This window comes from Bifidobacterium aemilianum, from assembly GCF_003315635.1.
Lineage (GTDB): Bacteria > Actinomycetota > Actinomycetes > Actinomycetales > Bifidobacteriaceae > Bifidobacterium > Bifidobacterium aemilianum.
Window position 1 is genome coordinate 23,922 of the sequence record NZ_PDCG01000004.1, and the last position, 25,651, is coordinate 49,572.

19 protein-coding genes and 1 tRNA gene are annotated in these 25,651 nt (G+C 63.4%); 3 read left to right on the top strand and 17 right to left on the bottom strand.

Features of this window, described 5'->3' with window-relative positions:
- Positions 1-471: 471 nt before the first annotated feature.
- The 3 genes from CRD60_RS05200 to CRD60_RS05215 all read right to left on the bottom strand — a co-directional run bounded on the left by CRD60_RS05200 (position 472) and on the right by CRD60_RS05215 (position 4,719).
- Positions 472-1,053: an InlB B-repeat-containing protein gene (locus CRD60_RS05200; RefSeq protein WP_127975647.1), complete on the bottom strand. Its 582-nt coding sequence runs from the start codon at positions 1,051-1,053 to the stop codon at positions 472-474.
- A gap of 515 nt (positions 1,054-1,568) precedes the next feature.
- Positions 1,569-2,057 carry a leucine-rich repeat domain-containing protein gene (locus CRD60_RS05205; RefSeq protein WP_127975648.1) on the bottom strand — a complete coding sequence of 163 codons (489 nt, stop codon included), beginning with the start codon at positions 2,055-2,057 and terminating at the stop codon, positions 1,569-1,571.
- A gap of 1,783 nt (positions 2,058-3,840) precedes the next feature.
- Positions 3,841-4,719, bottom strand: a complete 879-nt coding sequence (locus CRD60_RS05215; protein ID WP_330848981.1) for a biotin--[acetyl-CoA-carboxylase] ligase — start codon at positions 4,717-4,719, stop codon at positions 3,841-3,843.
- Positions 4,720-5,321: 602 nt separating this feature from the next.
- Between CRD60_RS05215 and CRD60_RS05220 the strand changes: the two genes are divergently transcribed.
- A complete protein-coding gene (locus CRD60_RS05220; RefSeq protein ID WP_127975649.1) occupies positions 5,322-7,619 on the top strand; it encodes a DUF6020 family protein in 2,298 nt (765 codons plus the stop codon).
- A 9-nt stretch (positions 7,620-7,628) separates the two neighbouring features.
- A complete protein-coding gene (locus CRD60_RS05225) occupies positions 7,629-8,561 on the top strand; it encodes a PucR family transcriptional regulator (RefSeq protein ID WP_236630854.1) in 933 nt (310 codons plus the stop codon).
- Positions 8,562-8,723: 162 nt separating this feature from the next.
- Here the strand turns inward: CRD60_RS05225 and rplA are convergent, their stop codons facing one another.
- From rplA to CRD60_RS05280, 11 genes are all read right to left on the bottom strand, one after another.
- Entirely contained in the window at positions 8,724-9,416 is a 693-nt protein-coding gene (gene rplA, locus CRD60_RS05230) for a 50S ribosomal protein L1 (RefSeq protein ID WP_113860250.1), read from the bottom strand.
- A 14-nt stretch (positions 9,417-9,430) separates the two neighbouring features.
- On the bottom strand, positions 9,431-9,862 hold the full coding sequence (gene rplK, locus CRD60_RS05235) for a 50S ribosomal protein L11 (protein ID WP_113860251.1): 432 nt from the start codon (positions 9,860-9,862) through the stop codon (positions 9,431-9,433).
- A gap of 243 nt (positions 9,863-10,105) precedes the next feature.
- Positions 10,106-11,005, bottom strand: coding sequence for a transcription termination/antitermination protein NusG (gene nusG, locus CRD60_RS05240; RefSeq protein WP_113860252.1), 900 nt, complete (start codon positions 11,003-11,005; stop codon positions 10,106-10,108).
- 25 nt (positions 11,006-11,030) lie between these two features.
- Positions 11,031-11,264, bottom strand: a complete 234-nt coding sequence (gene secE, locus CRD60_RS05245; protein ID WP_407923173.1) for a preprotein translocase subunit SecE — start codon at positions 11,262-11,264, stop codon at positions 11,031-11,033.
- Positions 11,265-11,303: 39 nt separating this feature from the next.
- Positions 11,304-11,379: transfer RNA gene (locus CRD60_RS05250), tRNA-Trp, on the bottom strand.
- 118 nt (positions 11,380-11,497) lie between these two features.
- Positions 11,498-12,703: a pyridoxal phosphate-dependent aminotransferase gene (locus CRD60_RS05255; RefSeq protein ID WP_113860254.1), complete on the bottom strand. Its 1,206-nt coding sequence runs from the start codon at positions 12,701-12,703 to the stop codon at positions 11,498-11,500.
- A gap of 46 nt (positions 12,704-12,749) precedes the next feature.
- Entirely contained in the window at positions 12,750-13,847 is a 1,098-nt protein-coding gene (proB, locus tag CRD60_RS05260) for a glutamate 5-kinase (RefSeq protein WP_407923176.1), read from the bottom strand.
- A gap of 327 nt (positions 13,848-14,174) precedes the next feature.
- Positions 14,175-15,872: a GTPase ObgE gene (gene obgE, locus CRD60_RS05265; RefSeq protein ID WP_113860256.1), complete on the bottom strand. Its 1,698-nt coding sequence runs from the start codon at positions 15,870-15,872 to the stop codon at positions 14,175-14,177.
- 106 nt (positions 15,873-15,978) lie between these two features.
- A complete protein-coding gene (gene rpmA, locus CRD60_RS05270) occupies positions 15,979-16,248 on the bottom strand; it encodes a 50S ribosomal protein L27 (RefSeq protein WP_113860257.1) in 270 nt (89 codons plus the stop codon).
- A gap of 49 nt (positions 16,249-16,297) precedes the next feature.
- Positions 16,298-16,606, bottom strand: coding sequence for a 50S ribosomal protein L21 (gene rplU / locus CRD60_RS05275; protein WP_113860258.1), 309 nt, complete (start codon positions 16,604-16,606; stop codon positions 16,298-16,300).
- 222 nt (positions 16,607-16,828) lie between these two features.
- Entirely contained in the window at positions 16,829-20,083 is a 3,255-nt protein-coding gene (locus CRD60_RS05280) for an Rne/Rng family ribonuclease (RefSeq protein WP_407923174.1), read from the bottom strand.
- Between the two features lie 459 nt (positions 20,084-20,542).
- Here CRD60_RS05280 and CRD60_RS05285 point away from each other — a divergent pair, with 459 nt between their 5' ends.
- Positions 20,543-21,484: an AEC family transporter gene (locus tag CRD60_RS05285; RefSeq protein ID WP_113860260.1), complete on the top strand. Its 942-nt coding sequence runs from the start codon at positions 20,543-20,545 to the stop codon at positions 21,482-21,484.
- A gap of 118 nt (positions 21,485-21,602) precedes the next feature.
- Here the strand turns inward: CRD60_RS05285 and CRD60_RS05290 are convergent, their stop codons facing one another.
- From CRD60_RS05290 to CRD60_RS05300, 3 genes are all read right to left on the bottom strand, one after another.
- Entirely contained in the window at positions 21,603-23,078 is a 1,476-nt protein-coding gene (locus CRD60_RS05290; protein ID WP_113860261.1) for a Maf family protein, read from the bottom strand.
- A 171-nt stretch (positions 23,079-23,249) separates the two neighbouring features.
- Positions 23,250-24,275, bottom strand: coding sequence for a homoserine kinase (thrB, locus tag CRD60_RS05295; RefSeq protein WP_113860262.1), 1,026 nt, complete (start codon positions 24,273-24,275; stop codon positions 23,250-23,252).
- A 45-nt stretch (positions 24,276-24,320) separates the two neighbouring features.
- Positions 24,321-25,640, bottom strand: coding sequence for a homoserine dehydrogenase (locus CRD60_RS05300; protein ID WP_113860263.1), 1,320 nt, complete (start codon positions 25,638-25,640; stop codon positions 24,321-24,323).
- Positions 25,641-25,651: the final 11 nt, after the last annotated feature.

Genomic DNA, 25,651 nt, shown 5'->3' on the forward strand with positions numbered 1-25,651 from the left:
GCATAGGGCATCCCTCAGTTAGCACATGCGTATCGCCAGCCAGCACAGGGGCAGGGCCAAGACGACACGAATGTTTCGCCAGGCAACACAGTATTGCTAGGCAATACAGGGGCGACCAAAACAGCGTAGAGGTATCGCCAGTCAGCTCAGAGGCAGGGCCAAGACAAGGCTGGGCAGCATGGGCCAAACACCCAAGCCCCTATTGCAGGGCCTGGAACTCAACCAGCCGCTATCAGCGCCCAGCTCTCATCTGGTATCCCCATGTTGGGCACGGCGGTGCAGGAGCACGGCAATGGCAATCATGGCGGTGAGGGGGCCTGAGACCAGACCAAGAGTCGGGGCCCAGCTACTGAGGGGAGCGCCGGACACAGGCAGGGTATCCACAGGGTAGAGCCAATACGCCTTCAATGCCAGATCGCTGGTGGCAAGCCGGGAAAACTGATATTGGGCGCCAGTGCTGGCATCGATCCACTACCTGAAGACCGCACCCGCTTGGGACGGGGCAGTCGGCCCGGGGACCATGCTGGCCCCATCGGGGTTCACGTACTCCACACAGGTGGCGGGGCTGTGACCGTCGGTGTCGAAGGTCACCTTCCGCTGCTTTAACCACTGGGCGTATAGGTCCAGGTCGTTGTCTGGCAGGGTGTCGGCGACCAGGTTCCAGGGACCGGAGCCATCAGCCTGCTGTGACCAGCCGCTCAACCAGTTGTGGGTACGGGTGTAGGCCGGCGCCATGCTCTCTAGGATCGCGCCATAGGCAGACCCAACCGTCGCATCCTGAGTGTTGCTTCCACTGCCATCGTGGTGATGGAAGTTGACATCATGGGGATTTGGGGTCCAGTGTTCCTTAAGGACCAGGCCATCAGCCGAAACGGCATCGTACTCCATGGTCCATTCCATGTCATTGCTGGCGTACACCCAGGACAGGCAGTGGCCGGTACGGGTGGGCAGGGCGTTGCCGGTCGGCATATAATCGCCGAGAATTTCACCATCATCAATGGTGATGTCTGGAACTATGGATGGGGTGACGCCGCCCTCCTGAGCAAAAGGCACTGTTCGCCGGTCCCTCGCCCATTTCACATCTTGCGTGACATCGCTTTGCAGGGTGGCAACATCTATGCCTGAGAGCCACACATGAGCTTCGTGCTTGAACTTATAGGTAACGACATCGTCTATCTGTATGTTCGTTGCTTGCCAGGTGACAGCGCCGTTCTCCTCATCCACCCGAAGCGGCTGCGGACTGATACTGGCAACATCAATCTCGCATAGCTACCGTAGGGAAGCTTGGCCGAATGTGGCGTGAATTCCTGATCGAGTGCCGTCTCCTTCTGTGGCAGCTTGACCTTTGGGGCATCCCACACTCCTGACATTCCAATGGCAGCGCTATAGTCGGGCTCCGCAACCATCGTGTGTGATCGCACATCCTTCAAGGCGGAGCAATCATATATGGGGCAATCATATACCAGCATGGTCTTGAAGTATTGGTTGGAAGGCAGGGGTTCGACATCATGCACTTCAGGCAGTTGCTGCACAGCTAAGGTACCGATGTTTGGAGGCAAGAGCGGCACCTAAGCGATCTTCTCGCATTTTATCAGGTAGATGCTCGAGATCAGGGGAAGATCCCGTGACAAGTCATCAGCCTTGATGCCATTCGCGCCTTCCAGGTACAGCGATAGGAGCTTGGTCAATCCGGATAATTGGCTGATATTCGTAAAGGAGCCACCCAAACCGAACTCAATAAGATTGGGCACGGTTGCCGCCCACCATGATGCTGGTGGCAATTGTGCAATTCTATTGCAGTCCAACCTACGTCTGGTCAGCCTAGGCAATGGCGGCGAGTCGGGGACAGCGGTAAATCCATCGTTATCGAGCATCAGAAAATTAAGATTGACCAACAGCTCCATACCGGTAAAGTCCGTAACCCTCTGGCTCGGCGCATACACTGTCTTGACGGTCTCATAGTCAGCTCCGGTTGCCTGATATTGGCGGCCGGCATTGCCCTGGCAACAGCCGCGGCCAGTTCCAGATCCGAAAAAACAGGTTTGGATGGTATCCACACCGGGAGTACAAGCCACTGCCCCACGCGGCTTCAGCTGCGATGCGCGGCTACCGCCATCGGGCTGGGTGCCGAATCACCCGTTTTCTTCACCACCGGAATCTTAGCCGACTGGGCGTAAGACTTGGATGCCATGGGCAAGAACCCGACTCCAGCAAGAAGAACCACCGCACTCAGCATGCCCACCATGGCACGCTTGACTACACTGCGTTCGTTATATCCGTTCACCCAGCCCCCCCAAAAAACGATCCAATAACGGCAGGGGACCGGCATCCAGCAAGCGGAAAGTGGAAAGGAACTTAGTTATCACATGTATAACCGAACATGACACCAACCCGTAGCTTGGCTATGATTCACGTGAATAAGCGATAAACAGTATTGCTCTCTACCGTCTTTCTACTGCCAGCGCTTAATCTATGATGAAGCGGACCAGTCCCCGATGAGTTCAACAATCTAGCGTACGGAAACTGACGAAAGCCGAAATCTTGTATGAAATCCCACAGATTCACCTGACTTAACGCTGTTCCTGCAGGCGCGCCCAGATTATACCCAAGCAGCTTCCAGACCCGAAAGGGCACTCCCCCGGCCGACTCTCCGCCACATCCCAAACCGCTTATGACAAGACCCCCAACATCTCCGGTGAGTCCCTAATGGAACCGGCCCTAGTCATCCTCGACAATCAGGGAGGCATCGGAGTCTGCGACATTGGACAAGAGCACCCTGCCCCATCACGTTTGTCCGAAATCCCTCAATACCAGCATCCACCTGAGGAAATACGGACAGAATACCGTGTTTTCTGTCCAAAATCCATCAATAGCAGAAAACTGGTGAGGGATTTCGGACAAAGGGGTGGCCGGCCCGAATCCGGTCGGGCCCTGCTGCACCGGGGGGGGGGCTGAGACCGGAGGCAGGCTGAGGTAGAAGCGGTATCACTCCGCTAGGGCAGTCCTTATCCCCGACCCTGCCTCTTTGGTCGCACGCGTTGGCCGGCGGCAGGACCGGGAGGGAGCCTCCACCTGGAGGCCGACACCATCAAGGACTTGTCCATCACCAGGTCGGCGGGAGGGACCACCGAGGCGGGGGCCGCCCCCAGGCCGAAACTGACTTTGTCCTGAGGCTTCCACCTGACATACAGGGTCAACGTATGCTCCCAAGTCGCCCGGCCTACCACACTCCTGGTGTACTCCCACTGGCTCCGGCCAACCGGTCGGTCCACCAACCAACAGGCGGGGCGCGGCCGCAGTGGGGTAGGCGACGGCTGGTTCTGCTGATCACCAGGCTCAGCCACATGACCGCCGAACGCCACCGACTGATCGGGAGACCCGTCGGGGAACCGTCCGAGGACAGGAACCTGACTGTGCACTGGTCCACCACCACTTGGCACGCAGGGTCATATCAACGGTCACCGGATTCAAAGCCATGTTCCGTGGAATCTCAGCATCCGTGTTTGGATCAACCTTCACCCAACCGGTCAGGCCATGGCCCGTCCAGGTGGGCAACGGGCTGATGCCATATGCACCGATAGTCCAACCCTTAAGCGTGTACACCTCGCTTGGATGACGGAACAGCCTTTCTGCTCCACATGCACCGTACGGTGCACCTGCCCATACAGGGCCTGGCCGACCTAGCCCGAATAGACGATGGACCCATCAGACAAAACCAAGGGAGTCGAGAAATCGAAGGAGAACATCACTTCAAGATTCAGGCCATACAACACCGAAGGAATCCACACCATCCTGCCTCGGACCGCGTTCACATGCCGAACGACCAAGCGTGCTAACCAATCAAGGCAAGATGCCAACATCTCCGGTGTGGACCTGCTGGGATTGACCCTGATCATCCTCGATGGTCAGGGAGGCATCGGGGTTGAGGGCGGTGGCCCGACCGACCAGGCTGCCACCGGCGGCCAGACGGGCCTCGACCTGGCGGCCCAGGGTCCAGGACTTGCCGCTGCACTCCTCCAGGAGAACCGTGGACTGGGCCTGGGGGTCGGCACAGAAATCCTGCAGGCGGGCAGCCAGGGAACGGGTCAGAGCGGCAAGAATCCGGTCAGACAGGTCAGTGATGGGCGGCAGGGGGCTCCAGTGCATATGCAGGGAGGTGGTCTGGGGTGTGGGATGCCGCTCAGCCCCCAGGGAAAGGTTCATGCCGATGCCCAGTATCAGGCCCATTCGGGTCCGCTCCCCCACCAGGGGCACCAGTTCGGCCAGGATTCCGCCCAGCTTGAGGCCCTGGCAGTAGATGTCGTTGGGCCATTTGAGTTGCAGGGAGCAGTCAGGGGCGCAGGGTTCGGCCTGGCAGGCGGCCAGGGTCTGGGTCAGGGCGTCCAGGGATGCCAGGCCGGCAATCATGGGAAGCCAGCCGTTGAAGCGGGGATCGGTGGCCAGATTGGTGGGTATGGGGCAGACGAAGGAGGCGGTCAGACTGGCTCCTGGTTCACTGACCCAACGGCGGCCCAGACGGCCGTGACCATCCTCCTGCCGGTCGGCCAGAACCACACTGACGCCAAGCTCGCGGCCGGATGCCAGGGGGAGCTCGCCGGATTGGATCATGCGGCGCGCCAGAGCATTGGTCGAGTCCACGCTGGACCGCCATATGATCCTGGCAGCCGCTTTCTCCGTCTCGGGCATATGCGGCAGCGCAGCCCAGTTTCCAGCCATCATATCTTCATGCTAGCGGGTACCCGCCACAGAGACAGAGACAATGGTGCAGAGGCGTAAAACAGAAACAACGGCCGAGATAACGACAGGTGTAGAGACATAGACAGGGAGAGAGAAATTGGCAAAGACAGGGGGCCGTGGCAGAGATAGGCGCAGGGGCAAGAGCAAAAACAAAAGCAGAGACAGAAACAGAAGCAGGAAATCGGTAGAGGCGGAGATAAAGACAGTGGCAGGGACCGGGGACAGAGACAAAGACAAAGACACAGGCAGAGACAGAGACGCAAATAGAAGCAGCGGGCAGAGACAGGGGGCGGAATCCGTGCATTATTCCAGCACGTCGGCAACAGACCTCATGGACCCGGACCCCAGGCAATGAACCCAGGGAGCTCATCAGCACCGAATGCCCCGCATTCTCGCTGATCGCTCAGGAACAGTGGGTCATTGAACTGTATACATAGGAAATGCGGGCTGAAACCCCGGGGAAGGTCACATCTTCCCGAGTACGCCGCTCGCACACCCAGGCAGGTTCCCGGAGAACTTCACCCCCTGCCATATGGGCGGTGCGTCGGGGAGCCCGTTCTGGCGGCCACGCTAGAATCTTGACCATGACCGAGACTTCCCTGCCGCAGACCGATGCTGCCACTCCTACGAATGGTGCGTCGGCGAAGAGGGGCAGCGTCTCAACCAGCACAGATGCAGGGAGCAAAGCCAGCAAACACCAGGCTTCCCGCAGCTGGGAACGACTGGGGAGCGCAAGCCGCTGGGGGCTGGTTGTGCTGGCCTGCCTCTGGTTGGCCCTGTGCATGGCGGTGGGGCCGATTTACTGGCGGCAAGGGTCCATTGCCGAATTCTCTTGGACCAATGGGCTCATATTCCTGGGTTCCTTCCTGGTCTACCTGCTGATTGTGGTGGAGCTGGTCCGCTTCGCCCGCGGACTGCGGCTCATGCCGGCGGGCTGGTATCGGCTCATCAACTGGCCCATCGGCCGCAGGGTCGGCAGCCCGGATTCACTCCAGCGGGAGGCCGGCAGCCTACGCACCCGTCTGAGATACAGCCGCCTGGGCCGGCTGCTGGCCAACACCCTCAACCTCCTGGGCCGGAGCCTGGTCAAGGCGACCGACCGCTGGTGGAAGCTGGCGCTGATTCTGCTGGTCGGCTGGCTCTGGGTGCCGACCACCCTGGTCACGGCCTTCGGCGCCGACGTGCGCTCGCAGATCCGTGAGTTCAGCTGGGCCTGGAACCAGTGGACGGGCCTGAAGCAGCCCTATATCGGCTTCTTCTCCTTCGTACCCATGGACATCTACCCCACCGCCCATTACCTGTGGCCCGCCCAGCCCACCTACCTGACCGACCAGCACAACATCGTACTGACGGTTATCTATGGTGCCGTGGCCACCGCCTCCCGCTACCTGACCGGCACCAACGATTGGGGCATCGCCCTCCTATCCTTCAGCCAGTTCCTCCTGGCGGTATTCGCCTGCGCCTCCTGCGCCAACCGCTTCTTCAACCTGCCCTGGTTGGGCAAACGGGTCCGTTGGCCCTACGACCGGGCCGAGGCCACCAGCCACATGCTGACCCACCCGGAGACCCGGCAGGCCTGGCGGCCACGGAACCTGATCCACCCCGAGTGGGGCGTGGAAGCGGTCAGCGAGCACATAGACGCCACGAGCGTCGGAAAAGCCGGCAATCCCAAGGCCTCACGGAGGCGGAACAGCCCCCTGTATGCCGGCAAACCAGCCCCCTACCAGACAGACCGGGCCGCCGGACCCCTGGCCCGCCTCCTGATACTCTGCTTCTTCCTCCTCAGTCCCCTGGCCACCCTCTCGACCATCTCCCTGACCAAGTCACCCCTCTTCGCCTACGCCTTCGTCTGGTGGTTCGGCATTGGCTACGAGCTCCATATGACCCGTGGCCAGCTGGGGGCCCAGGGGCGGCCCCGGCGCCTGCCCACCCATACGGTTCTGGGTCTGGCCGTCTCGACCTGCCTGATGATGATCTCGGCGAAATACGCCCTCTACATTCTACTTATCGAGATTCTGGCCCTGCTGCTGGCCGACCATAAGCGTTGGAAGACCTATCTGCTGGGACTGGTCATCCCCGTGCTGGTCCTCCACGGCGGGCTGACCCTGCTCCTGGGCACCGGGGCGGTCATCGGTGGCGACCCGATCGAAAGCCGGGGTATCCAGCTCCAACAGATAGCCCGGGTGGCCAAGCTCAACCCGGCAGGTATTGCCGAATCCGCCAGGGCCAAGCTGGCACCCGTCTTCAACCTGGACCAGATGGCGGAGGCCTACAAGCCCCAGGACGCGGACCCGGTCAAGTCATCCGGCATCCAGGCCAAGAAGGTAAGCTACCGCTGGCGGACCGTGACCAAAGACGACATGCGCAACTTCAACAGCGCCTGGTGGCAGATCGTCAAAGCCAACCCCACCATCGCCACCGACGCCTTCCTGGCCAAGTCCTACGGCTACTTCAACGTCAACGACAACCCCTATATCTCCATGGACTACTATGTGGCCAGCGACCATGTCCAACGGCAGACCAGCTGGATCAGGAACTGGTGCCACGACTGGCGGACCAAGGTCTCCTCCAAGACCAGGGAGCTGGAGGACAAACAGCTCTGGGGCTGCCTCCTACATGGCAACCTCTACGTGACCCTGACCCTGCTCCTGGGAGCCGCCGAGCTGGTTGAGAGGCGCTGGCGGACGCTAGCCTGGCACCTGCCCCTGCTCCTGCTCATGGGGGTCATGATCACCTCACCGGCCAACAATTTCGAGCGGCACATCCTGCCCCTGGCCTTCGTGTTCGGCTTCATGCTGCTGACCTTCTGGCGGGAATCCCAGCAGGGGCGTACAAGATTCCATAGGCGAGACATCCTCGCCCAAGCTGCAAGAAACGGTTAGGCTGGGCATATGAGCGCAGTAAGCAACGAGGATTTTCTGGACCTCCTGACCAAGTCCATCGCCATGACGGACCTGTCCGTTGAAAGAACCAAGGCAGGGGCCCTGACGCCCGCTTCCGGCACGGGCTCGAGTGCCGCCCTGCCCGCAGGAGATTCAGCGGATTCCTCGACCCTGCCGGACCTCTCAGTGCAAAGAGAGGTCCTGGAGACCCTGCTCTTCTCCTGTTTGATGCAGGGAATGGCCGACCACCGGGTCATGGCCATCAGCCACCTCCTGGGCTGGCCTGACGACTTCTCCTGCTTCGCCATTGGAGGCTCCCTTGCCTCAAGCTTCAAGCACAGTAGTCGGATTATGCGGCAGGCGGTACGCAACTTGGGCGGGGAGCACTGCCTGGTCGGACGCTGGCAGGGCTCCTGCCTGCTGCTCGTACTCAAACATAGGGCAGCCACCCCCAGCGTGACCTGCACGGCCGCCCTTGAGGCCTTCGACCCCCAGGCGCCCGTCTGCCTGGGTGGCCTGCGGCAGGGGCTTGAGGGGGCCGTTACCGCCTTGGGAGAGGTCGTCTCCTCCCTCGCGGCCGCGCCAGCCATCGAGGGGCATATACAGATGCGCCCCCTCCTGGCTGATGATCTACTCCCCGAACGAGCGCTCATGGGCGACCAGCTGGCCCGGCAGGCCCTCTACGAGGAGGTCTACCGCAGTCTACTCAGCAGCAATCCCGATGACCCGACCCTCATGACGGTCAAGACCTTTCTGGACTCAGGCAGCTCCTTGGATACCGCGGCCCGGGAGTTGCAGGTGCATGTGAACACGGTGCGCTACCGGCTCAAGCGGGCGGCGGATACGACGGGTTGGGATGCCACCGACCCCAGAGACGCCTTCGTGCTGCAGACCGCTATTGCCATCGGCAGGATGATGGATGCCAGGCCAGGCAAAGCTTAGACCTCTGCATGGCGTGACCAGCAAGGCAAGACCGGCCTGATTATAAGCCAAGGGTCCACACCCGTGTGAGGTGTGGACCCTTGGCAAGGAGCTGACCTGGGTCAAGCGGCAGGAATCACGATTCCAAACCTGCCGGACCCTGGCTCCGTCTCAGAGCTGATCTCAGGCCAGAGGGGCGGTGTCCAGTGGAACGCCGGGGCCCATGGTCGTGGAGATGGTGGCCTTGGTGATGTAGCGACCCTTGACCGTGGCGGGTTTGAGACGACGAATCTCGTCGGCGGCGGCGCGGAAGTTCTCATCCAGGGCCTTCTCATCGAAGGAGAGCTTGCCCAGGATGAAGGACAGGTTGCCGTTCTTGTCGACACGGAACTCGATCTTGCCGCCCTTGATGTCGGAGACGGCCTTGGCCACGTCCATGGTCACGGTGCCGGTCTTGGGGTTGGGCATGAGGCCACGGGGACCGAGCACGCGGCCCAGACGTCCGACCTTGCCCATCATGTCCGGGGTGGCGACCACGGCGTCGAAGTCAAGGAAACCACCCTCGACCTTGGCGACCAGATCATCATCACCGACGATGTCGGCGCCGGCCTCGGTGGCTTCGGTGGCCTTGGGGCCACGGGCGAAGACCAGGACCTTGGCGGTCTTACCAGTGCCGTTGGGCAGGTTGACGACGCCACGGACCAACTGGTCGGCCTTGCGGGGGTCGACATTCAGGCAGTAGACAGCCTCGACGGTCTCGTCGAACCCACGCTTGGGCATGCTCTTGAGCAGGGCGATGGCCTCGGGAGCGGTGTAGAGGTTGGTGCGGTCGACCTTCTCGGCGGCCTCGCGGTAGATCTTGGAATGCTTAGTCATGTGTCCCTCTCCTCTCAGTCGCTAACCGTAATGCCCATCGAGCGGGCGGTGCCCTCGATGATCTTCATTCCGGCCTCGATGTCGCGGGCTGACAGATCGACCATCTTGGTCTCTGCGATCTCGCGTACCTGAGCCTTGGTGACGGAGCCGACCTTGGTGGTCAGCGGGTTGTCGGTACCCTTCTTGATACCGGCTGCCTTGAGGAGCAGCGATGCCGCCGGAGGGGTCTTCAGCACGAAGGTGAAGGAACGATCCTCGTACACGGTGATGATCGCGGGAACGATCTGGCCCATCTTGTCCTTGGTGGCATCGTTGTAGGCCTTGCAGAATTCCATGATGTTGACACCATGAGAACCCAGGGCGGGGCCCAGAGGCGGTGCAGGATTGGCCTTGCCGGCCTCAATCATGACCTTGAAAGAAGCCGTTACTTTTTTCTTAGCAGGCATAGTGCTGTAATTCTCTTTCCACGAAGCGGTAGTAGCGAACCGATGAGGGACCGGCGGACCCAGGGGTCCGCACATCCAAGCACAGTTCTTCCGCAACTGATATTGCCGGCTTGGGACGGAGGGCAAGGCCCACTGAACACAAGCCTTACCAGTATGGCATTGCGACCGGACAAGGGCTCAATACGCCAAGAACCGCAGGTTGCCCTGCGGTTCTTGTACCTTCAGCTGCTATGAGCCTGACGCTCAGACAATCTTCTCGACCTGGTCGAAGCCCAGCTCCACGGGGGTGTCCCGGCCGAAGATGGAGACCAGCACGGTCAGCTTCTGGGTGGTCGGTTCCACATCGGAAACGGCTGCGGCCATGGTGGCGAAGGGGCCATCGGTGACGGTGACCTGGTCGCCCACCTTGTAGGAGACCTCCAGGGTGCGCTTCTTGGCCGCCGCGGGCTTGTCGCCGGCATCCTTGAGAGCCTGAGAGGCAATCATGGGAGCCATCATGTTGACGACTTCCTTACGCGACAGAGGCGCGGGCTCCTTGGAGGGACCAACGAAGCCGGTCACACCCTCGGTATCGCGAACGATGCGGCGAGCGGTCTCATCGGGGTACATGCGAATGAGCACATAGCCGGGGACCCGCACGCGAGTGACGACCTTCTTGCCCTTGTCGGTGTGCTTCTCGACCTCTTCCATGGGTATCTCCACCTGGAAGATCTTGTCTTCCAGACCGAAGCTCTGGACACGGGACTCGACGTTGGCCTTCACACGCTTCTCATAGCCGGAGTAGGTGTGCAGGACATACCACTTGCCCTCCAGGCCACGCAAGCTCTTGGAGAACTCCTCGACGGCCTTGCTGCCGGCATCCTCAAGGGGAGCCTCGTCGGCTCCGGCCTCCGGGGAGGCCTCGGAGTCAGGAGCGGACTGGGAGGAGCTGTCAGCCTCGGCAGGGGCGGAAAGCTCACCATCCTCAGCGGAGGCCGCATCGGCGGTTTCGCCGTCGACCGACAGGCCGGCCAGGGAGATGTCAGCGGACCCTGGGCCCGCACCTTCGCCATCAGCGTCCGCAGTGCCTGTATCAGCGCCTTGGTCGGTCTGGGGAAAGTCGGGGAGGGAATCAAGATTCTCGAGATTCAGTTCATCATTCATGCGTTTTCACCTTCAGATTGATGGATCAGCCGAAGATCCACAGCACAAGCTTGCCAAGGCCGAAGTCCATGGCCGTGACCATAACCATCAGCAGGCCCACGAAGATGAAGACCGAGAAGGACCAAGCGAACAGTTCCTTGCTGGTCGGGGTCACAACCTTCCCCAGCTCGCTAAAGATCTGCTTGATGAAGAGACCGATACGCACGAAAATGTTCGGCTTCGCATTGTTCCTGTCTTTGCGTTCCTTTGCCATGTCCATCCTTCGTTCGGCCGATATTCCGTGTTGTCCCGACGTGCTTGGCAGGGAAGGCGGGACTCGAACCCACAACCTACGGTTTTGGAGACCGTTGCGCTACCAATTGCGCCACTTCCCTAGGTGGCTGTTAGTCTACGGAAGCACGCCAAGGCATGCTACGAAGAGCCAACAATTCATACTAGCGAAAGCCCTCGATTTAGTCCACCGGAGCCCCCGACGCTTGGAGTGTCGCGGACCTAGCCGACCCACTCACGCAGGCGCCTCATGCCCTCCAGCAGGTCCTCATCCGACAGGGCGTAAGAGAAGCGCAGATAGCCCGGAGCCCCGAAGGCCTCACCCGGCACGACGGCGATTCGCGCCTGGTCCAGCAGGAGGGAGGCCAGGTCCTGGGAACTGGTTGCCTGGCTGCCTCGTGGACCCAAGGGCCGCCCCAGCAGGCCCTCGACCTTGGGGAAGGCATAGAAGGCTCCAGTCGGCACAGGGCAGTATATGCCGGGAATCTGGTTCATGGCCTCGGTGATGAGCTGCCGGCGGCGGTCGAAGGCCTCGCGCATGCGCTCCACGGCATCCAGAGACCCGGTCAGGGCCGCAATGGCGGCACGCTGGGAGATGTTGGAGACATTGCCGGTCAGCTGGCCCTGGAGTTTGGCAGCGGCCTGGATTACAGGCTTGGGGGCCAGCATCCAACCAACCCGCCAACCGGTCATGGCATAGGTCTTGGCGACCCCGTTGAGGACGATCAGCTGGTCGCGCAGCTCCGGCAGCTCCAGGCCCAGGTATGAGGTCTGGGCTTGGCCATAGTGGAGGTGCTCATAGATCTCGTCGGACAGGACCCAGATGTGGTGGTCCAAGGCCCACTGGCCGATGGCCCGTATGGTCTCCCTGCTCCAGATGCAGCCGGTGGGGTTGGAGGGGCTGGTGATGATGATGGCCTTGGTCCGCTCGCTCCGGGCCGCTTCCAAGGCCTGGAGGTCAGGCTCAAAGCCCTGGTCGGCAGTGGAGAGGACCGTTACGGGTTTGCCGCCGGCCAGCCTGACCATTTCCGGGTAGCTGGTCCAGTAGGGGGCGGGAATGATGACCTCGTCGCCTGGATTGAGCAGAATCTGGAAGGCCTCGTAGACGGCCTGCTTGCCACCATTGGTGACCAGGACCTGGTCGGCATCAACCTCATAGCCGCTATCTCGCTTGGTTTTATCGGCTATGGCCTGGCGGAGCTCCGGCAGACCGCTGGTGGCTGTATACCCATAGTTGGTCTCATCGCGGCAGGCGGCATCGGCGGCATCGACGATGTAGTCGGGGGTGGGGAAATTGGGTTGGCCCACACCGAAGCCGATGACATCAACGCCGGCGGCCTTCAGGGCCTTGGCCCGGGCATCGACCGCCAGGGTCGCGCTGGGGGCCACACGGTTGATGCGGTCACTGAACACTTGCCAATCTGCCATAGTCATGGTCCCCAGAATAAACCCAAGGGCCGGGAGCTTGCCAAGCCTATACCAAAACCAGATTGTCCCGATGGACCAGGGGGTGGGCGTACTGCTTGCCCAGCAGCCGTCTGACCTGACCGCTCTTGCGGCCCAGGAGCTGGGGAATCTCCTCCGCATCGAAGGCAGACAAGCCCTTGGCCAGGTGCCGGCCGGCCTCGTCGTCGATCCAGACCGGGTCGTTGGCCGAGAAGTCACCCTCCACAGCCAACACGCCGGCGGCCAGGAGGCTGGCCCGCCCTCCGCTTATGGCCCGGGCCGCTCCCCCATCGACGACCAGACGCCCACGGGGTTCGGAGGCGAAGCGGATCCACAGGCGCTTGGAGCTACCCCGCTGCTTGACCGGGGCGAAGGCGGTGCCCACCGGGTCGCCCATCAGGGCCGGGCCCGCGTTGGGGGCCGAGGTCAGGATGCTGGGGATGCCGGAGATGGCTGCCACCCGTGCGGCATCCATCTTGGTGACCATGCCGCCGGTGCCCAAGCCCGATGTGCTGCCGCCCACGGAAACCTGGCCCATGGCCTCCAGCACGTCGGACACGAAGGGAATCTTCCGGGAGCCGGGCTGCGAGGGGGGAACCGTGTAGAGAGCGTCCACATCGGTCAGGAGAACCAGGGCGTCGGCCCGGACCATGTTGGTCACCAGGGCTGAGAGGCGGTCGTTGTCGCCGAAGCGTATTTCGTTGCTGGCCAGGGCATCGTTCTCATTGACGATGGGGACGACCCCAAGTTCCAGCATTCGGTCCAGGGTGCGGCGGGCATTGCGGTATTGGGTGGGGCGCATGGTGTCCTCGGCAGTGAGGAGAATCTGGCCGGCCTGGAGACCATAGGCGGCGAAGGCGCTCTCGTAGTGCTCCATGAGCAGGCCCTGGCCCACGGAGGCCGCGGCCTGCTGGGAGGCCACGTCGGCAGGCCGGGAGTCAAAGCCCAGGGGGCCGAAGCCGGCTGCGATGGCCCCGGAGGAGACCAGGAGGAGCCTGGCACCCATGAGCCGGGCCTGGGCCAGGGCCGTCACCAGCTTGCGGAGCCGGTCCGGATCCAGGTGGCCGGTGGAGTTGGTCAGGGAGCTGGAGCCGACCTTGACCACGACGGTCCGGGCTTGGGCCACGGCCGCCCTGGTCTCCTCCTCAGTGGTCGGGAACGTCAAGGACTCTGACTCACGCACGGAATGATGGACCTGGGCGTGGCCGCTCACTGCCCTCAAGGCCTGGCCGGATTCGCTTGGTTGTTCGGCAGTCTGCACCATCAACCATCCTTCACGTGTGTCGTGGCACTGTGACCTGGCCGGCTGCCTTGGCCAGCCATCCAGTACCGGGGAGGAACAGGGCGGTGGGCCCTGTCCAACAACAAGTCTAACCAGCCAGGAGGAAGACCGGGGCGTTATGGCACGCTGGCTTGTCCGCTGCCAGCCACCGCAGGCCTAGTGCAAGCTGGACTAGGCCTGGTCTCCAGGGGTCGCAGGCTCGCTATCCTCTCCCCGCCCCAGGATGCCGTGTTCATCGTGCCGGTCATCGTCCAGGCTGGGATCGGCCCAGTGGCCGGCCTTACGTTCGGCCATCATGGCCTGGCGGACGGCCGCGCGGGCATCCATCATCTCATGGTACTGGCGGCGGCGCTCCTCGTTGGTCCTGCGTCGGCCACCTGCCTCCTGCTCCTCCAGGCGCAGGTCCTTGCCCCTGGCCCCCAGATTGGCCCCGTCCAGGATCTCCGCACCGGCGGCTATGGTCGGGTCCCAATCGAAGGCCACCGCCCGGTCACCCTGGCCGATGCGGACCTCGTCACCAGGCCGGGCCCCCAGATGGCGTAGTTCGTCCTCAACACCCAGCTTGGCCAGACGGTCGGCCAGGTAGCCCACGGCCTCCTCATTGTCGAAATTGGTCTGCATCACCCAGCGCTCAGGCTTGGCGCCGGTGACCGTGAACCAGAAGTCTCCGCCACGGTCCTCCTCGCGGACTATGGAGAAGTCGGAGGCGCTCCCCCGCCCGTCCTCACGGCGGCGGCGACGGCCGGTCTCCTCCAGAGGTTTGATGACCACCCGGGCCTCATCCTCGGCCTGTTCCTGGTCCAGGACTTGCCGGCGCATCTCCTGGACCTGCTTGCCCAGGGCAAAGCCGAACTCCTTGAGGCCCTCATGGGAGGCTGTGGAGACCTCATAGACCTCCAGTCCCATCTTCTCGAACTCAGGGCGGACGAACTCGGCCAGCTCCTTGGCTTCCGGCACATCCATCTTGTTGAGAACAATGATCCGGGGACGGTCAGGAATGGGAATGGATCCCAAGGGCAGCTTCAGGGCGTCGGCATAGAGGGCCAGCTCCTCCTCCAGGGCCCGGTAGTCGGACAGGGGGTCACGGTCCGGGTCCAGCGTGGCGCAGTCGATGACATGGACGATGATCTCGGTTCGTTCGATGTGGCGCAGGAATTCAAGACCCAGGCCCTTGCCCTGTGAGGCCCCGGGGATGAGGCCGGGCACGTCGGCGATGGTGTAGCGGTAGTCACCGTACTTGACCACCCCCAGGTTGGGCACCAAGGTCGTGAAGGGGTAGTCGGCAATCTTGGGCTTGGCGGCGCTCATGGCGGCGATCAGGCTGGACTTGCCTGCCGAGGGGAAGCCCACCAGGGCCACGTCGGCGATGGACTTGAGTTCCAGGAGCAGGTCCCGCTCCTGCCCGGGCTCACCCAGGAGGGCAAAGCCGGGGGCCCTACGGGTCTTGTTGGCCAGTGCCGCGTTCCCCAGGCCACCGGAACCACCAGCGGCGGCCACGAAGGTCTCTCCCTGGTGGCGCAGGTCGGCCAGGACCTTGCCGGGCTTCTTGGGCCGGCCCACAGGTCCCTTGGCTTCAAAGACCACAGTGCCCAGGGGCACGGGCAGGATCAGGTCCTCGCCACGGGAGCCGTCCTTGGTGTCGCCCAGGCCCATGGTGCCGTTACCAGCCGACCGGTGGGGCAGGAAACGGAAGTCCAGGAGGTTGTTGGCATTGGCGTCGGCCACCAGGATCACCGAACCGCCGTCGCCTCCATTGCCGCCGTTGGGGCCGGCCAGGGGCTTGTACTTCTCACGGCGGATGCCCGCGGAACCGTTGCCGCCGTCACCACCCTTGACATGGACGCTGACCCTATCTACAAATTCACTCATGACTTCACCTTACCGTTGGGGACCAACCCGTTCGCCCAGAGCGCCGGAGTCAGCAATGAAAAAGCCGCGTCGGTTGGACGCGGCTTGGAAATGCTTGAAGAGCAGGTCAGGCGGTGACTGCCTCGGCAGGCTCGACCACATCAATGACCTTGCGGTCACGACGGATGCCGAACTTGACCTTGCCATCGGCGAGGGCGAAGAGCGTGTGGTCCTTGCCAACACCGACATTGTGGCCGGGGTGGAACTTGGTTCCACGCTGGCGGACCAGGATGTTGCCGGCCAGCACTGCCTCGCCGCCGAACTTCTTCACACCAAGGTATTGCGCGCTCGAATCGCGACCGTTGCGCGAGGCGGATGCACCCTTCTTATGTGCCATGATTTCTTCCTTTCGACCTTAAGAATCCACAGACTCCAGCGAGTCAAGCTCAGGCGATGGCCGTGACCTTGATGGCGGACAGAGGCTGACGATGGCCCTTGCGACGGGTGACGCCGGTCTTGTTCTTGAACTTCATGATGTTGATCTTGGGACCCTTGGCCTCATCGTCAATGACCTCGGCCTTGACGGAGTGCTTGGCGAGATCCTTGGCGGCCATGGTCACCTTGGAACCATCGACAACGAGCGCGACCGGGAAATCCACAGACTCGCCCTTCTTGGCACTCAGACGGTTGACCAGGATAACGTCACCGACCTCGACCTTTTCCTGATGGCCACCGGCCTTCACAATCGCGTACATAATCCGTTCCTTGCTATTTGAAAAGCTATCCACCTGGCTGGCTGTGAGCCCACGGCCAGGCACCGACTATCAAACATACACCGGTGCCTGTACAAGCGTCAAGCCTACCGGCAGAACGTGTGTCGGCCCCAACCGACCCCTTCCGTCAGGCCAGAGGGAGCCTGCCAGCGTGAGGACAGGGCCGCGCCCGGCCCTAAAGCCGAGACCGCGGGCCTGAAGCACTCAGTCCTGCTGCTGGTCACCCTCCGGGGAGGCCTTGCCCTGGCCCTCACCGGACTTGTCCCTTGCCGTATCCGCCTTGGCGCTTTCAGTGGTCTGGGTGGACTCTCCGGCCACAACCACGGTGGGGACCGCCTCGGCCGAGCTGGCGCTGCCGGAGGGGCGGACCACCCGACGGGATTTGCGGGCACGGGGCTTGCGCTTCTCCTCGGCGGTCTCGCTCTCCTTGGCTGCTTCGGTCTCCTTGGCCGAATCCTTGGCCAACCCGCTGGCCGCACTGGCCTTGCCGGCCTTGCTGGACTTGGTCACCCTGCCCTTCTTGGGCGCGGCCTCCTCGGACTCCTGACCCTGGTCGCCCGGCTCATCGTTGGCGGCCACGGCTGCCGCGGCTATCTGGGCCAGCTTGGCTTTGACATCCGGGCTGGAACCCTTGGGAGCCTTGGCCTCGGGAGCGCTGGACCCATGGCCGTGCTTGTTGGTCTTAATAAAGGGGTCACCGCCCTTGACGGCGTAGGGGTCGGCATAGTCGGAGGAGATGGTGGGCTCGTCATGGACCAGGAAGCCACGGCCCTTGCAGGTGGGGCATTCCTCGGAGAAGGCCTCGACCAGGCCCTGGCCCACGCGCTTGCGGGTCATCTGCACCAGGCCCAGGGAGGTGACCTCGGCCACCTGGTGCTTGGTGCGGTCACGGGCCAGGCACTCGACCAGGCGGCGGAGCACCAGGTCACGGTTGGCGGGCAGCACCATGTCAACGAAGTCGATCATGATCATGCCACCGATGTCCCTGAGCCGCAGCTGGCGGGCTATCTCCTCGGCCGCCTCCAAGTTGCAGCGGGTTACGGTCTCCTCCAGGGACTTGCCCCGGCCTATGTACCGGCCGGTGTTGACATCCACCGTGGTCATGGCCTCGGTACGGTCGATGACGATGGATCCGCCGGAGGGCAGGTAGACCTGCCGTTCCATGCCCTTGCGCAGCTGGCTGTCGATCTGCCACCTGTCGAAGATGTCCTTGCCGTCATGCTCGGCCGGGTCCCAGGCCTCCAGCTTCTCGCAAAGGTCGGGAGCGGCCGCCTCCAGGTACTCCTTGACACGGCCGTAGACCTTGCCGCCCTCGACCATGAGTTTGGAGAAGTCGTCGTTGAAGATGTCACGGACCACGCGGATGGCCACATCAGGCTCACCCTGGAGGAGCTTGGCGCGCTTGCCGTGGCGGAACTCCTCACGCTTGGTCTCGATGGCCTTCCACTGGCGTTCCAGGTGCTCCAGGTCCTTGGTCAGGGCCTCCTCGCTGGCGCCATCGGCCGCCGTGCGGATGATCACACCCATGTCTTTGGGAGCGATCCTGCCAATGATGCCCTTGAGGCGGCCGCGTTCCTGCTCAGAGAGCTTGCGGCTCACCCCGGTCATGCCACCGGATGGCACCAGGACCAGGAAGCGGCCGGCCAGGGTGACCTGTGAGGTCAGACGGGCCCCCTTGTGACCGATGGGGTCCTTGGTCACCTGGACCAGAACCGGGTCCCCCGACTTGAAGGCCAGTTCGATACGACGGGGCTGGCCGTCCAGGCGGGTGGTGTCCCAGTTGACCTCGCCGGCGTATAGCACGCCGTTGCGGGCCTGGCCTATATCAACGAAGGCGGCCTCCATGGAGGGCAGCACGTTCTGGACCCGGCCCAGATAGATGTTGCCGACGGTCGAGACCTCCTGGATGTCGGAGACATAATGCTCGACCAGGATGTCGTCCTCAATCACGGAGATCTGCGTGTGCCGTTCGCGTTCGCGCACGACCATGAGCCGGTTGACGTTCTCACGCCTGGCCAGGAAATCCTGCTCAATGAGCTGGCTCTGGCGGCTGCGCTCACGGCGGTTGTCGCGCCGGCGCTGCTTCTTGGCCTCCAGACGGGTCGACCCCGCGATGTCGGTGATCTCGTCGATGTACTGCTGCTTACGGGAGCGGCCACGCCCACGCTCATGGTCGTTGGCGGAGGGCTGCTCCTCCTCGTCGGCGTTGCGGCCGCCACGACGGCGACGGCGACGGCGGGTCAGCGCCCCCTCCTCCGTCTCCTCGTCCTCAGACCTGCGGCGACGGCGGGAGTGGGTCGCGCCCTCCTCCTCGTCGGACTCCTCCTGGTCCTTCTGATCCTTGCGGTCATCGCGGTTCCGACGACGGGAGCGGGAACGGGTGCGGGTGCCCACTTCCTCCTCCTCGTCCTCGATCGGCCTGTAGCTGATCTCGTCGGACTCCAGGTCCTCCTCGATCTGCCCCACCTCATCGGCGGCCTGCCGCTCCTCGGCGTTCAGCCGACGAGAACGGCGGCGGTTCGAAGCGGACTCGTTGGATTCGTTGGTCACGTCGGACTCCTCGTGGCGGTCGCTGCCACGATTGTCACTCTCACGCTCACCCTGTTCCTCAGCGGCGTTCCGCCTGCTGGAGCGACGGCGGGTGGACCTGGATCCACGCCCCTCATCCTCATGGTCTTCCCGGTCACTGTCGGTCTCATGGGAGCGGCCACGGCGGCTGCCGGTTGCCCTGCGCGAGCGGCTGCGAGCACTGCCGGATTCCTCTTCCTCATCATCTGGCCTCAGGCTGGCTTCGGCATCACGCTCATGGACGACGGGGGGAAGCACTGGTTCCTGGAAAAGCAGAGAGGTCATGGGTCGGACACGTGGGGCCTGGGCCTTGGCGGCTTGGGCAGGGGCAGTGTTGGACCCGGTGGGGGCCGCGTCAAAGGATTCGGACTCGGCAGGCTCCTGGACCTGGCTCCGGCGGCTGCTGGACGTCCGCCTGCGCCGACCGGATTCCGCCTGCTCCCGGTCCTGGTCGAGGAGCTCCTGGGCCCTGGCTGACCGGCCACGGCCACCGGTGGAACGGCTTCTGCTGGTCCGGGCACGGCTGCTGGAGGAGCTCGTCTCCTCCTCTGTCGACTCCTGCTCAGGAGCCTGGGCCTGCGGGTCCTGCTTGCGGGAACGGGACTGGGGCCTGGACCTGGTCTTGGACTTCTCTTCGTCCTTGGTCTTGGACTTGGACTCGCCGGTGCTCTTGGACCTGCCGTTGGTCTGGGATTCATCCTGGGCCGGGGAACCCTCGACCTTCAGGGCCACCTGGGCGCCGGCGGCACCGGTCCCCCTGACCACCCGGCGGCCGCCCCGACGCTTGGCATTGGCTGCCGTCTGCTCTTCGGCCTGGGCTGAACCACTACTGTTACTGTCACTATTCAGGGTCTCATCTTGATCGAAACCCTTGGTCTGTACTCTAGGCACAATACTCCTCGCGATACGCTGCATCGTATCGACGTTCTGGGCCCCATACGCTCTCACCCCACGCTCTCACCGTGGTCACGCCTACCGCGTTCATATGAAGGCAATTCAAAAGTCATAGCTGCACGACAGCGGACACCGACGCTCACGGATAATACACATCTCGCGAGGGGATCGACGCCATCGAATGCCTCGATGGTTTGCAGAACCACCACTACCAGTATGTCACAAATTCTCACCAGGGGTGAGCACCAGCGAAACCCAATGCGCTAAGTCTGCGGGGACGGACCGGGCAAAGCGGCAAGACCAGGCCGAGATTAAGGTTGCCAAGACCCGAGCGGCCGCGTGTCACAGCGTGAAAAAACCGCAGGACAAGACTGGGAGCTGTGGCATACTGGGGCTGCTTGCACACTTCGGGCAGCTAAGGCCTGGAGCCGGATGATGAGGAAGGAAGCTGGAAGGATGGGTCTGCTCAGCGCCATGGAAGGCTTCTGCGTCATCGGCATCGTGATTGCCGTGGGCTACGTCGCCGCGCGCATGAGGGTTGGCGGGCCGACCTGTCAAACGGTCCTCAACCGTTTCAGTTTCTTCGTCTCCAGTCCCTGCCTCATGTTCGCCATCCTCTCCAAGGAACCGATCTTCGAGATCTTCCACTCCTCCATCGTCGTGGCCTTCCTGTCGGCCCTCCTGGTCGGGCTGGTCTTCCTGATCCTCAACCACTACTGCTTCCATCTGGACCCTGCGGACGCCATCATCGGCACCCTCAACTCGCTCTACCTTAACTCCAACAACATCGGCCTGCCGATCGCCACCTACATTCTGGGCAATCCGGCCCTGGTGGCCCCCATCCTGGTCATGCAGCAGGCGGTCTTCACCCCCGTGGGACTGGCCGCCCTGGACGCCGCCACAACCGGCAAGGTATCAGCCAGGAGGATCCTCACCCAGCCCCTCCACCAGCCCCTGCTCATCGGCTCACTCCTAGGCATTGCGGTCTCAGCCCTCAGCCATTGGATCGGCTTCTTCCCCATCCCCAAGTTCATCTTCGACCCGATCGACATGATCGGCCAGTCGGCCGTGCCGCTGATCCTCATGGCCTTCGGCATGTCCCTGTACGGGACCAGGCCTATGCAGGAGCGATCGAACCGGGCGGCCATCATCGCCGTGGCCCTGCTCAAGAACCTGGCCATGCCGGCCATCGCCTTCCTCCTGGCCTACTTCCTGATGGGCTTCCGGGGTGCCACCCTCTACGCCTGCGTGGTGCTGGCCGCCCTGCCCACCGGGCAGAACGTATACAACTATGCGGCCCGCTACAATGTGGGGCTCACCTTCGCCAGGGATGGCATACTCCTGTCGACGGTCACCAGCCCCATCTTCATCGCCATCATCGCGGCCCTGCTCTCCTGAGCCCGCCTTTGGCAGAGCAGGAGAGCCAGGGGCAGGACGGCAGGGAGCCAGCCAACACACCGTCCAAGAAGCCAGGCAACACTGTAGGTATTACAGGTCGCCGGACTGATGGGCGGGTCTATTTGGCCAGGCGGGCGGCCATCCGGTCAATCCGCCGGCGGAAGCGTGGCCAATCGGTGCGCAGGGCAGTCAGCAGCTTGCGGTCGGGCACCTCATCGATGGGCACCCATTCGATGCTCATGGATTCATCGTCGTTGGCCTTGAGATCGACCCTATGGCCGGGCTTCTCAAAGGCGAAGACGGTGGTGTAGGACCAGGGGCCGTGGTCCTCCCGGTAGGAACCGGTTACCGCGATGTCATCGGGATTGATGTTGGCTTCCTCATAGCTCTCGCGCAGGGCCCCCTCGATGGGGTTCTCGCCATCGGCGCTGGCACCGCCGGGAATCCCCCAGGTGCCGCCCTCAGCCGACCAGACGGCCCTGTGCTGCATGGCAATATGCGTGGCCTTGCCGCTGATCGGGTCCCGCCGGACCAGGAGGATGCCCGAGGCGCCATTGAGTCCCCAATGGCGGCGCCCGCAGGCGCAGTCCACCCAGCCGTCCCCAGGCTGGTGGACATTCTTTTTGGGTGGGATGGGGCTGGCTGCCTGGGCCGCAGCAGAGGGCTTGGGGCCCTGGTCCCGGGCCGGAACGGGGAGGGTGTTCCACAGGTCGGTCCATTCAAGGCCCAGCTGGGAGCTGAGCTTGCGCAGGAGGGGCAGGCTGATGCCCATGATCCCGTGGGGGTCGCCGTCGATGTACTCGATGAAGGCCGACCCATAGCCCTCCAGAGTGAAGGAACCGGCCACCTCCAAGGGTTCGCCGGTGGCGATGTAGCGGTCAATCTCCTGGTCGGAGTAGTCGGCAAAGTGGACCAGGGCCCGGCTGGCCGCCAGGGCCTGCCGGCCGGCCGCGAAGTCAATCAGGCAGTGGCCAGTCCAGAGCTCGCCGTGCTGGCCGCGCATGGCCTGCAGGCGCTCCCGGGCCACGGCCGGCGAATGGGGCTTGCCGTAGGGCTGGCCCTTGAATAGGAACATGGAGTCGCAGCCGACGATCAGGGGGCCCACCTTGGCGTCGCTGAAGCCGGGGGTCTTGCCCAGGGCCAGCCTCAGAGACTCCGCCTGGACGGGAACCTTGAGCTGCGAGAAGTCACGGGTGACGGTCATACGTTGCAGACTGGCCTGGCGGTCCTTGGGCGACAAGCGGTCCAAGTCCTTGGACCGGGCGGTCAGGTCCGCACGGTCCTCACTGCGGTCCCTTCTCAGGTCCGGAGAAAGGAGGGGGAAGGCCGTGATCTGGTCACCACCGGCCTCTTGTGAGACCTGGGCCACCTGCCGGTAGGTCCGGTAGACAGACCGGGCCTTGGCCTGGGCCAGGATGGTCACCCGCTGCTCCACACTCAGGTCATCAACGCTCACATCCAGCTTGCGGGCGGCATCGGCCAGTGCCGCCGGCTCGTCGATATGGGAGACATGGATGGTGGGCATGATGCCCGCATCGACCAGCACCTTCTGGCGGGAGGGCGATTGGGAGGCAAGGATCAGAGGTATTGACATGGGCACACCGCTTTCATTCATCTCACTTGCAGACTATCAGTTGGCCTCCGCCCCCACCATATCCGGGTGGTGCAGGGCACAGACTCCGAGAGGCACAGACCTTGAGGATACTACCCTCCTTGCAGGCCTTCAGGGCGCAGCCGACACCACCGACCCGCCAGTCATGCTGGCTCAGGACCGTTCCACCTGCACGCCAGAGGGGTGGACTCGGAGTTGCAGCAGCCGCCAATGGCCAGAGTCCAACTCCTCCTGGGCCAGCTGGCGCACAAGAGCCGGGTCGCCCCCCTGGTGGAGGACCAACACGCAGGGGCCGGCACCCGATATGGCGGCGGCGAAACCCCCGGCCCGCATGGCTTCGACCAGGGCCCAGGAGGCAGGCATGAGCTCCTTGCGGTAGGGCTGGTGGACCATATCTTGGGTGGCGGCGAAGAGCAGGGCGTTGGGATCCGCACGGGTGGCCAGGAAGTCGGGGTTCATGGCAGCCGGCAGGAGCCCCACCCTGGAGATGTTGGCGATGGCGTCCTGATAGGGCAGGGTCTTGGGCAGGGCATGGCGGGCGGCCTCGGTCGAGAGCTCGAAGTCCGGCACGAAGACGCTGGCGGTCAGGGAGTCCGCGACCGGGTATTGGACGGTCTGGTAACCCTGGGACAGGGGCTGCCCGTCAGGGATGGGGACCGAACCGACCCTTTCGGCCGCCTGAAAATTCCAGGAGACAGTCAAGCCGCCGAAAACCGCCGGGGCCACATTGTCGGGGTGCCCTTCGATGACGGCTGCCATGGCGAAGACAGCCTGGCGGTTGAGCTCACCGGGCTGGGCGAAGGCTGCCGCGGCGGCGATGCCCGCCACGATGGCCTCGGCCGAGGAACCCATCCCCCTGGCCTGGGGAATGCGGTTGCAAGCCTCCAAGGACAGGGGCAGTTGGTCCAGACCAAAGGTTTGGCAGGCCTTGCGGAAGGTGGAGACGACCAGATGGGTCTCGTCCCGTGGTAGGTCGGCCTCGCCCTCGCCGTGGATGACCACGGTCAGGTCCGGGCCATCAGCCCCGGCGGACCCAACTCCTGTCCTTGCCTCCTCCCCCAGGGTGAAGGTCAGTTCGTCACAGTAATCCAACGCCAGACCGACCGAGTCAAAACCGGACCCCAGGTTGGCGCTGGTGGCAGGCACCCTGACGGTGACCTGCGAACAGATGGGCTTCATGTTTGCCTCTTTCTCTGAGATGCCGACTTGCCTGGCAACGCCAAATCAGTCCTCCATGACCCTGATGATGGAGGCCCTACCCTCGGGCACGCCGTCAAGCTCATAGACGGCCTGGACGGTCTTGCGCAGGGTCTGCTCGTCGCACTGGTGGGTGACGATGCGCAGCTGCTGGAGCTCGCCCGAGTAGCCGGGGTCGTGGGGGGTGGGGGTCAGGTCCTGGTTGACACCGTTGATGGAGATGCCGAAATCAGCGAACTTCTGGGCGATCGCCGCTAAGATTCCCGGTCGGTCGCAGATGACGAAGCGGACGGCGAAGGCGGCGCGGGCCTTGCTCAGCGGCGCCAGGGGCAGGCTCTTGTAGGGGGAGATGGAGGGACCGGTGGTGCCCTGGGCGATATGCCGGGCCTCGGTGACGATGTCGCCTACCACTGCGGAGGCGGTGGGTGCCCCGCCGGCCCCACGGCCATAGAACATGAGATCGCCGGCGGCCTGGGTCTGGACGAAGACGGCGTTGAAGGAGCCGTGGACGGAGGCCAGGGGGTGGTCCTTGTCGATCAGGGCCGGGTAGACGCGGGCCGAGACCCCGTCCGCATCCTGTCTGGCCACGGCCAGGAGTTTGATGACCTTGCCCTCGGCGGTAGCGACTGCTATGTCGTCGGCCGTGATGGAACTGATGCCCTCGACGGTGACATCGTCAATACCCAGCTCGGTATGGAAGGCCAGGGTGGCCATGATGGCGGCCTTGTTCGCCGCATCCTCACCCTCGATGTCCCCGGTGGGGTCGGCCTCGGCATAGCCCTTCTCCTGGGCCTGGCCCAGGGCCTGGTCGAAGCCCAGCCCCTGGGTGGTCATCTGGTCGAGAATGTAGTTGGTCGTCCCATTGACGATGCCCAGGATCGAACTGATCTGGTCGCCCACCAGGGACTCTCGCAGGGGGCGCACGATGGGGATGGCCCCAGCCACCGCCGCCTCGAAGTAGATATCGACCCCGCGGTCTTCGGCGGCCCGGTAGAGTTCCGGCCCGAACTTGGCCAGGAGGGCCTTGTTGGCGGTGACCACCGAAGCGCCTGATTTGATGGCGGTCAGGACCAGGCTTCGCGCGGGTTCAAGGCCACCAATCAGCTCGACCACGATATCGGAACGCTTGCAGACTGCCTCACTGTCGGTGGTCAGCAGGGACCGGTCGATCCAGGGATCGCTGACCCGGTCAGGGTGCAGGCAGGAGATGCCGGTCAGCTCAAGGGGCCGGCCGATCCGACTGCCCAGCTCCCGGCCGTTCTCGACCAGCAGACGGGCGGTCTGTGACCCTACCGTGCCCGCTCCCAGCAAGCCGATGCGGATTGGGGTCTGCTCTAGTGCTGCCATGTCTGGACCTC

Excerpts from the sequence above, each read along its gene's own strand:
- rplU (WP_113860258.1), bottom strand. The coding sequence starts at position 16,606 with ATGTACGCGATTGTGAAGGCCGGTGGCCATCAGGAAAAGGTCGAGGTC.
- CRD60_RS05285 (WP_113860260.1), top strand. The coding sequence starts at position 20,543 with ATGGGTCTGCTCAGCGCCATGGAAGGCTTCTGCGTCATCGGCATCGTG.
- thrB (WP_113860262.1), bottom strand. The coding sequence starts at position 24,275 with ATGAAGCCCATCTGTTCGCAGGTCACCGTCAGGGTGCCTGCCACCAGC.
- CRD60_RS05255 (WP_113860254.1), bottom strand. The coding sequence starts at position 12,703 with ATGGCAGATTGGCAAGTGTTCAGTGACCGCATCAACCGTGTGGCCCCC.
- CRD60_RS05290 (WP_113860261.1), bottom strand. The coding sequence starts at position 23,078 with ATGTCAATACCTCTGATCCTTGCCTCCCAATCGCCCTCCCGCCAGAAG.
- CRD60_RS05220 (WP_127975649.1), top strand. The coding sequence starts at position 5,322 with ATGACCGAGACTTCCCTGCCGCAGACCGATGCTGCCACTCCTACGAAT.
- CRD60_RS05215 (WP_330848981.1), bottom strand. The coding sequence starts at position 4,719 with ATGATGGCTGGAAACTGGGCTGCGCTGCCGCATATGCCCGAGACGGAG.
- CRD60_RS05225 (WP_236630854.1), top strand. The coding sequence starts at position 7,629 with ATGAGCGCAGTAAGCAACGAGGATTTTCTGGACCTCCTGACCAAGTCC.
- rpmA (WP_113860257.1), bottom strand. The coding sequence starts at position 16,248 with ATGGCACATAAGAAGGGTGCATCCGCCTCGCGCAACGGTCGCGATTCG.
- rplA (WP_113860250.1), bottom strand. The coding sequence starts at position 9,416 with ATGACTAAGCATTCCAAGATCTACCGCGAGGCCGCCGAGAAGGTCGAC.
- secE (WP_407923173.1), bottom strand. The coding sequence starts at position 11,264 with ATGGACATGGCAAAGGAACGCAAAGACAGGAACAATGCGAAGCCGAAC.
- CRD60_RS05300 (WP_113860263.1), bottom strand. The coding sequence starts at position 25,640 with ATGGCAGCACTAGAGCAGACCCCAATCCGCATCGGCTTGCTGGGAGCG.
- obgE (WP_113860256.1), bottom strand. The coding sequence starts at position 15,872 with ATGAGTGAATTTGTAGATAGGGTCAGCGTCCATGTCAAGGGTGGTGAC.
- nusG (WP_113860252.1), bottom strand. The coding sequence starts at position 11,005 with ATGAATGATGAACTGAATCTCGAGAATCTTGATTCCCTCCCCGACTTT.
- rplK (WP_113860251.1), bottom strand. The coding sequence starts at position 9,862 with ATGCCTGCTAAGAAAAAAGTAACGGCTTCTTTCAAGGTCATGATTGAG.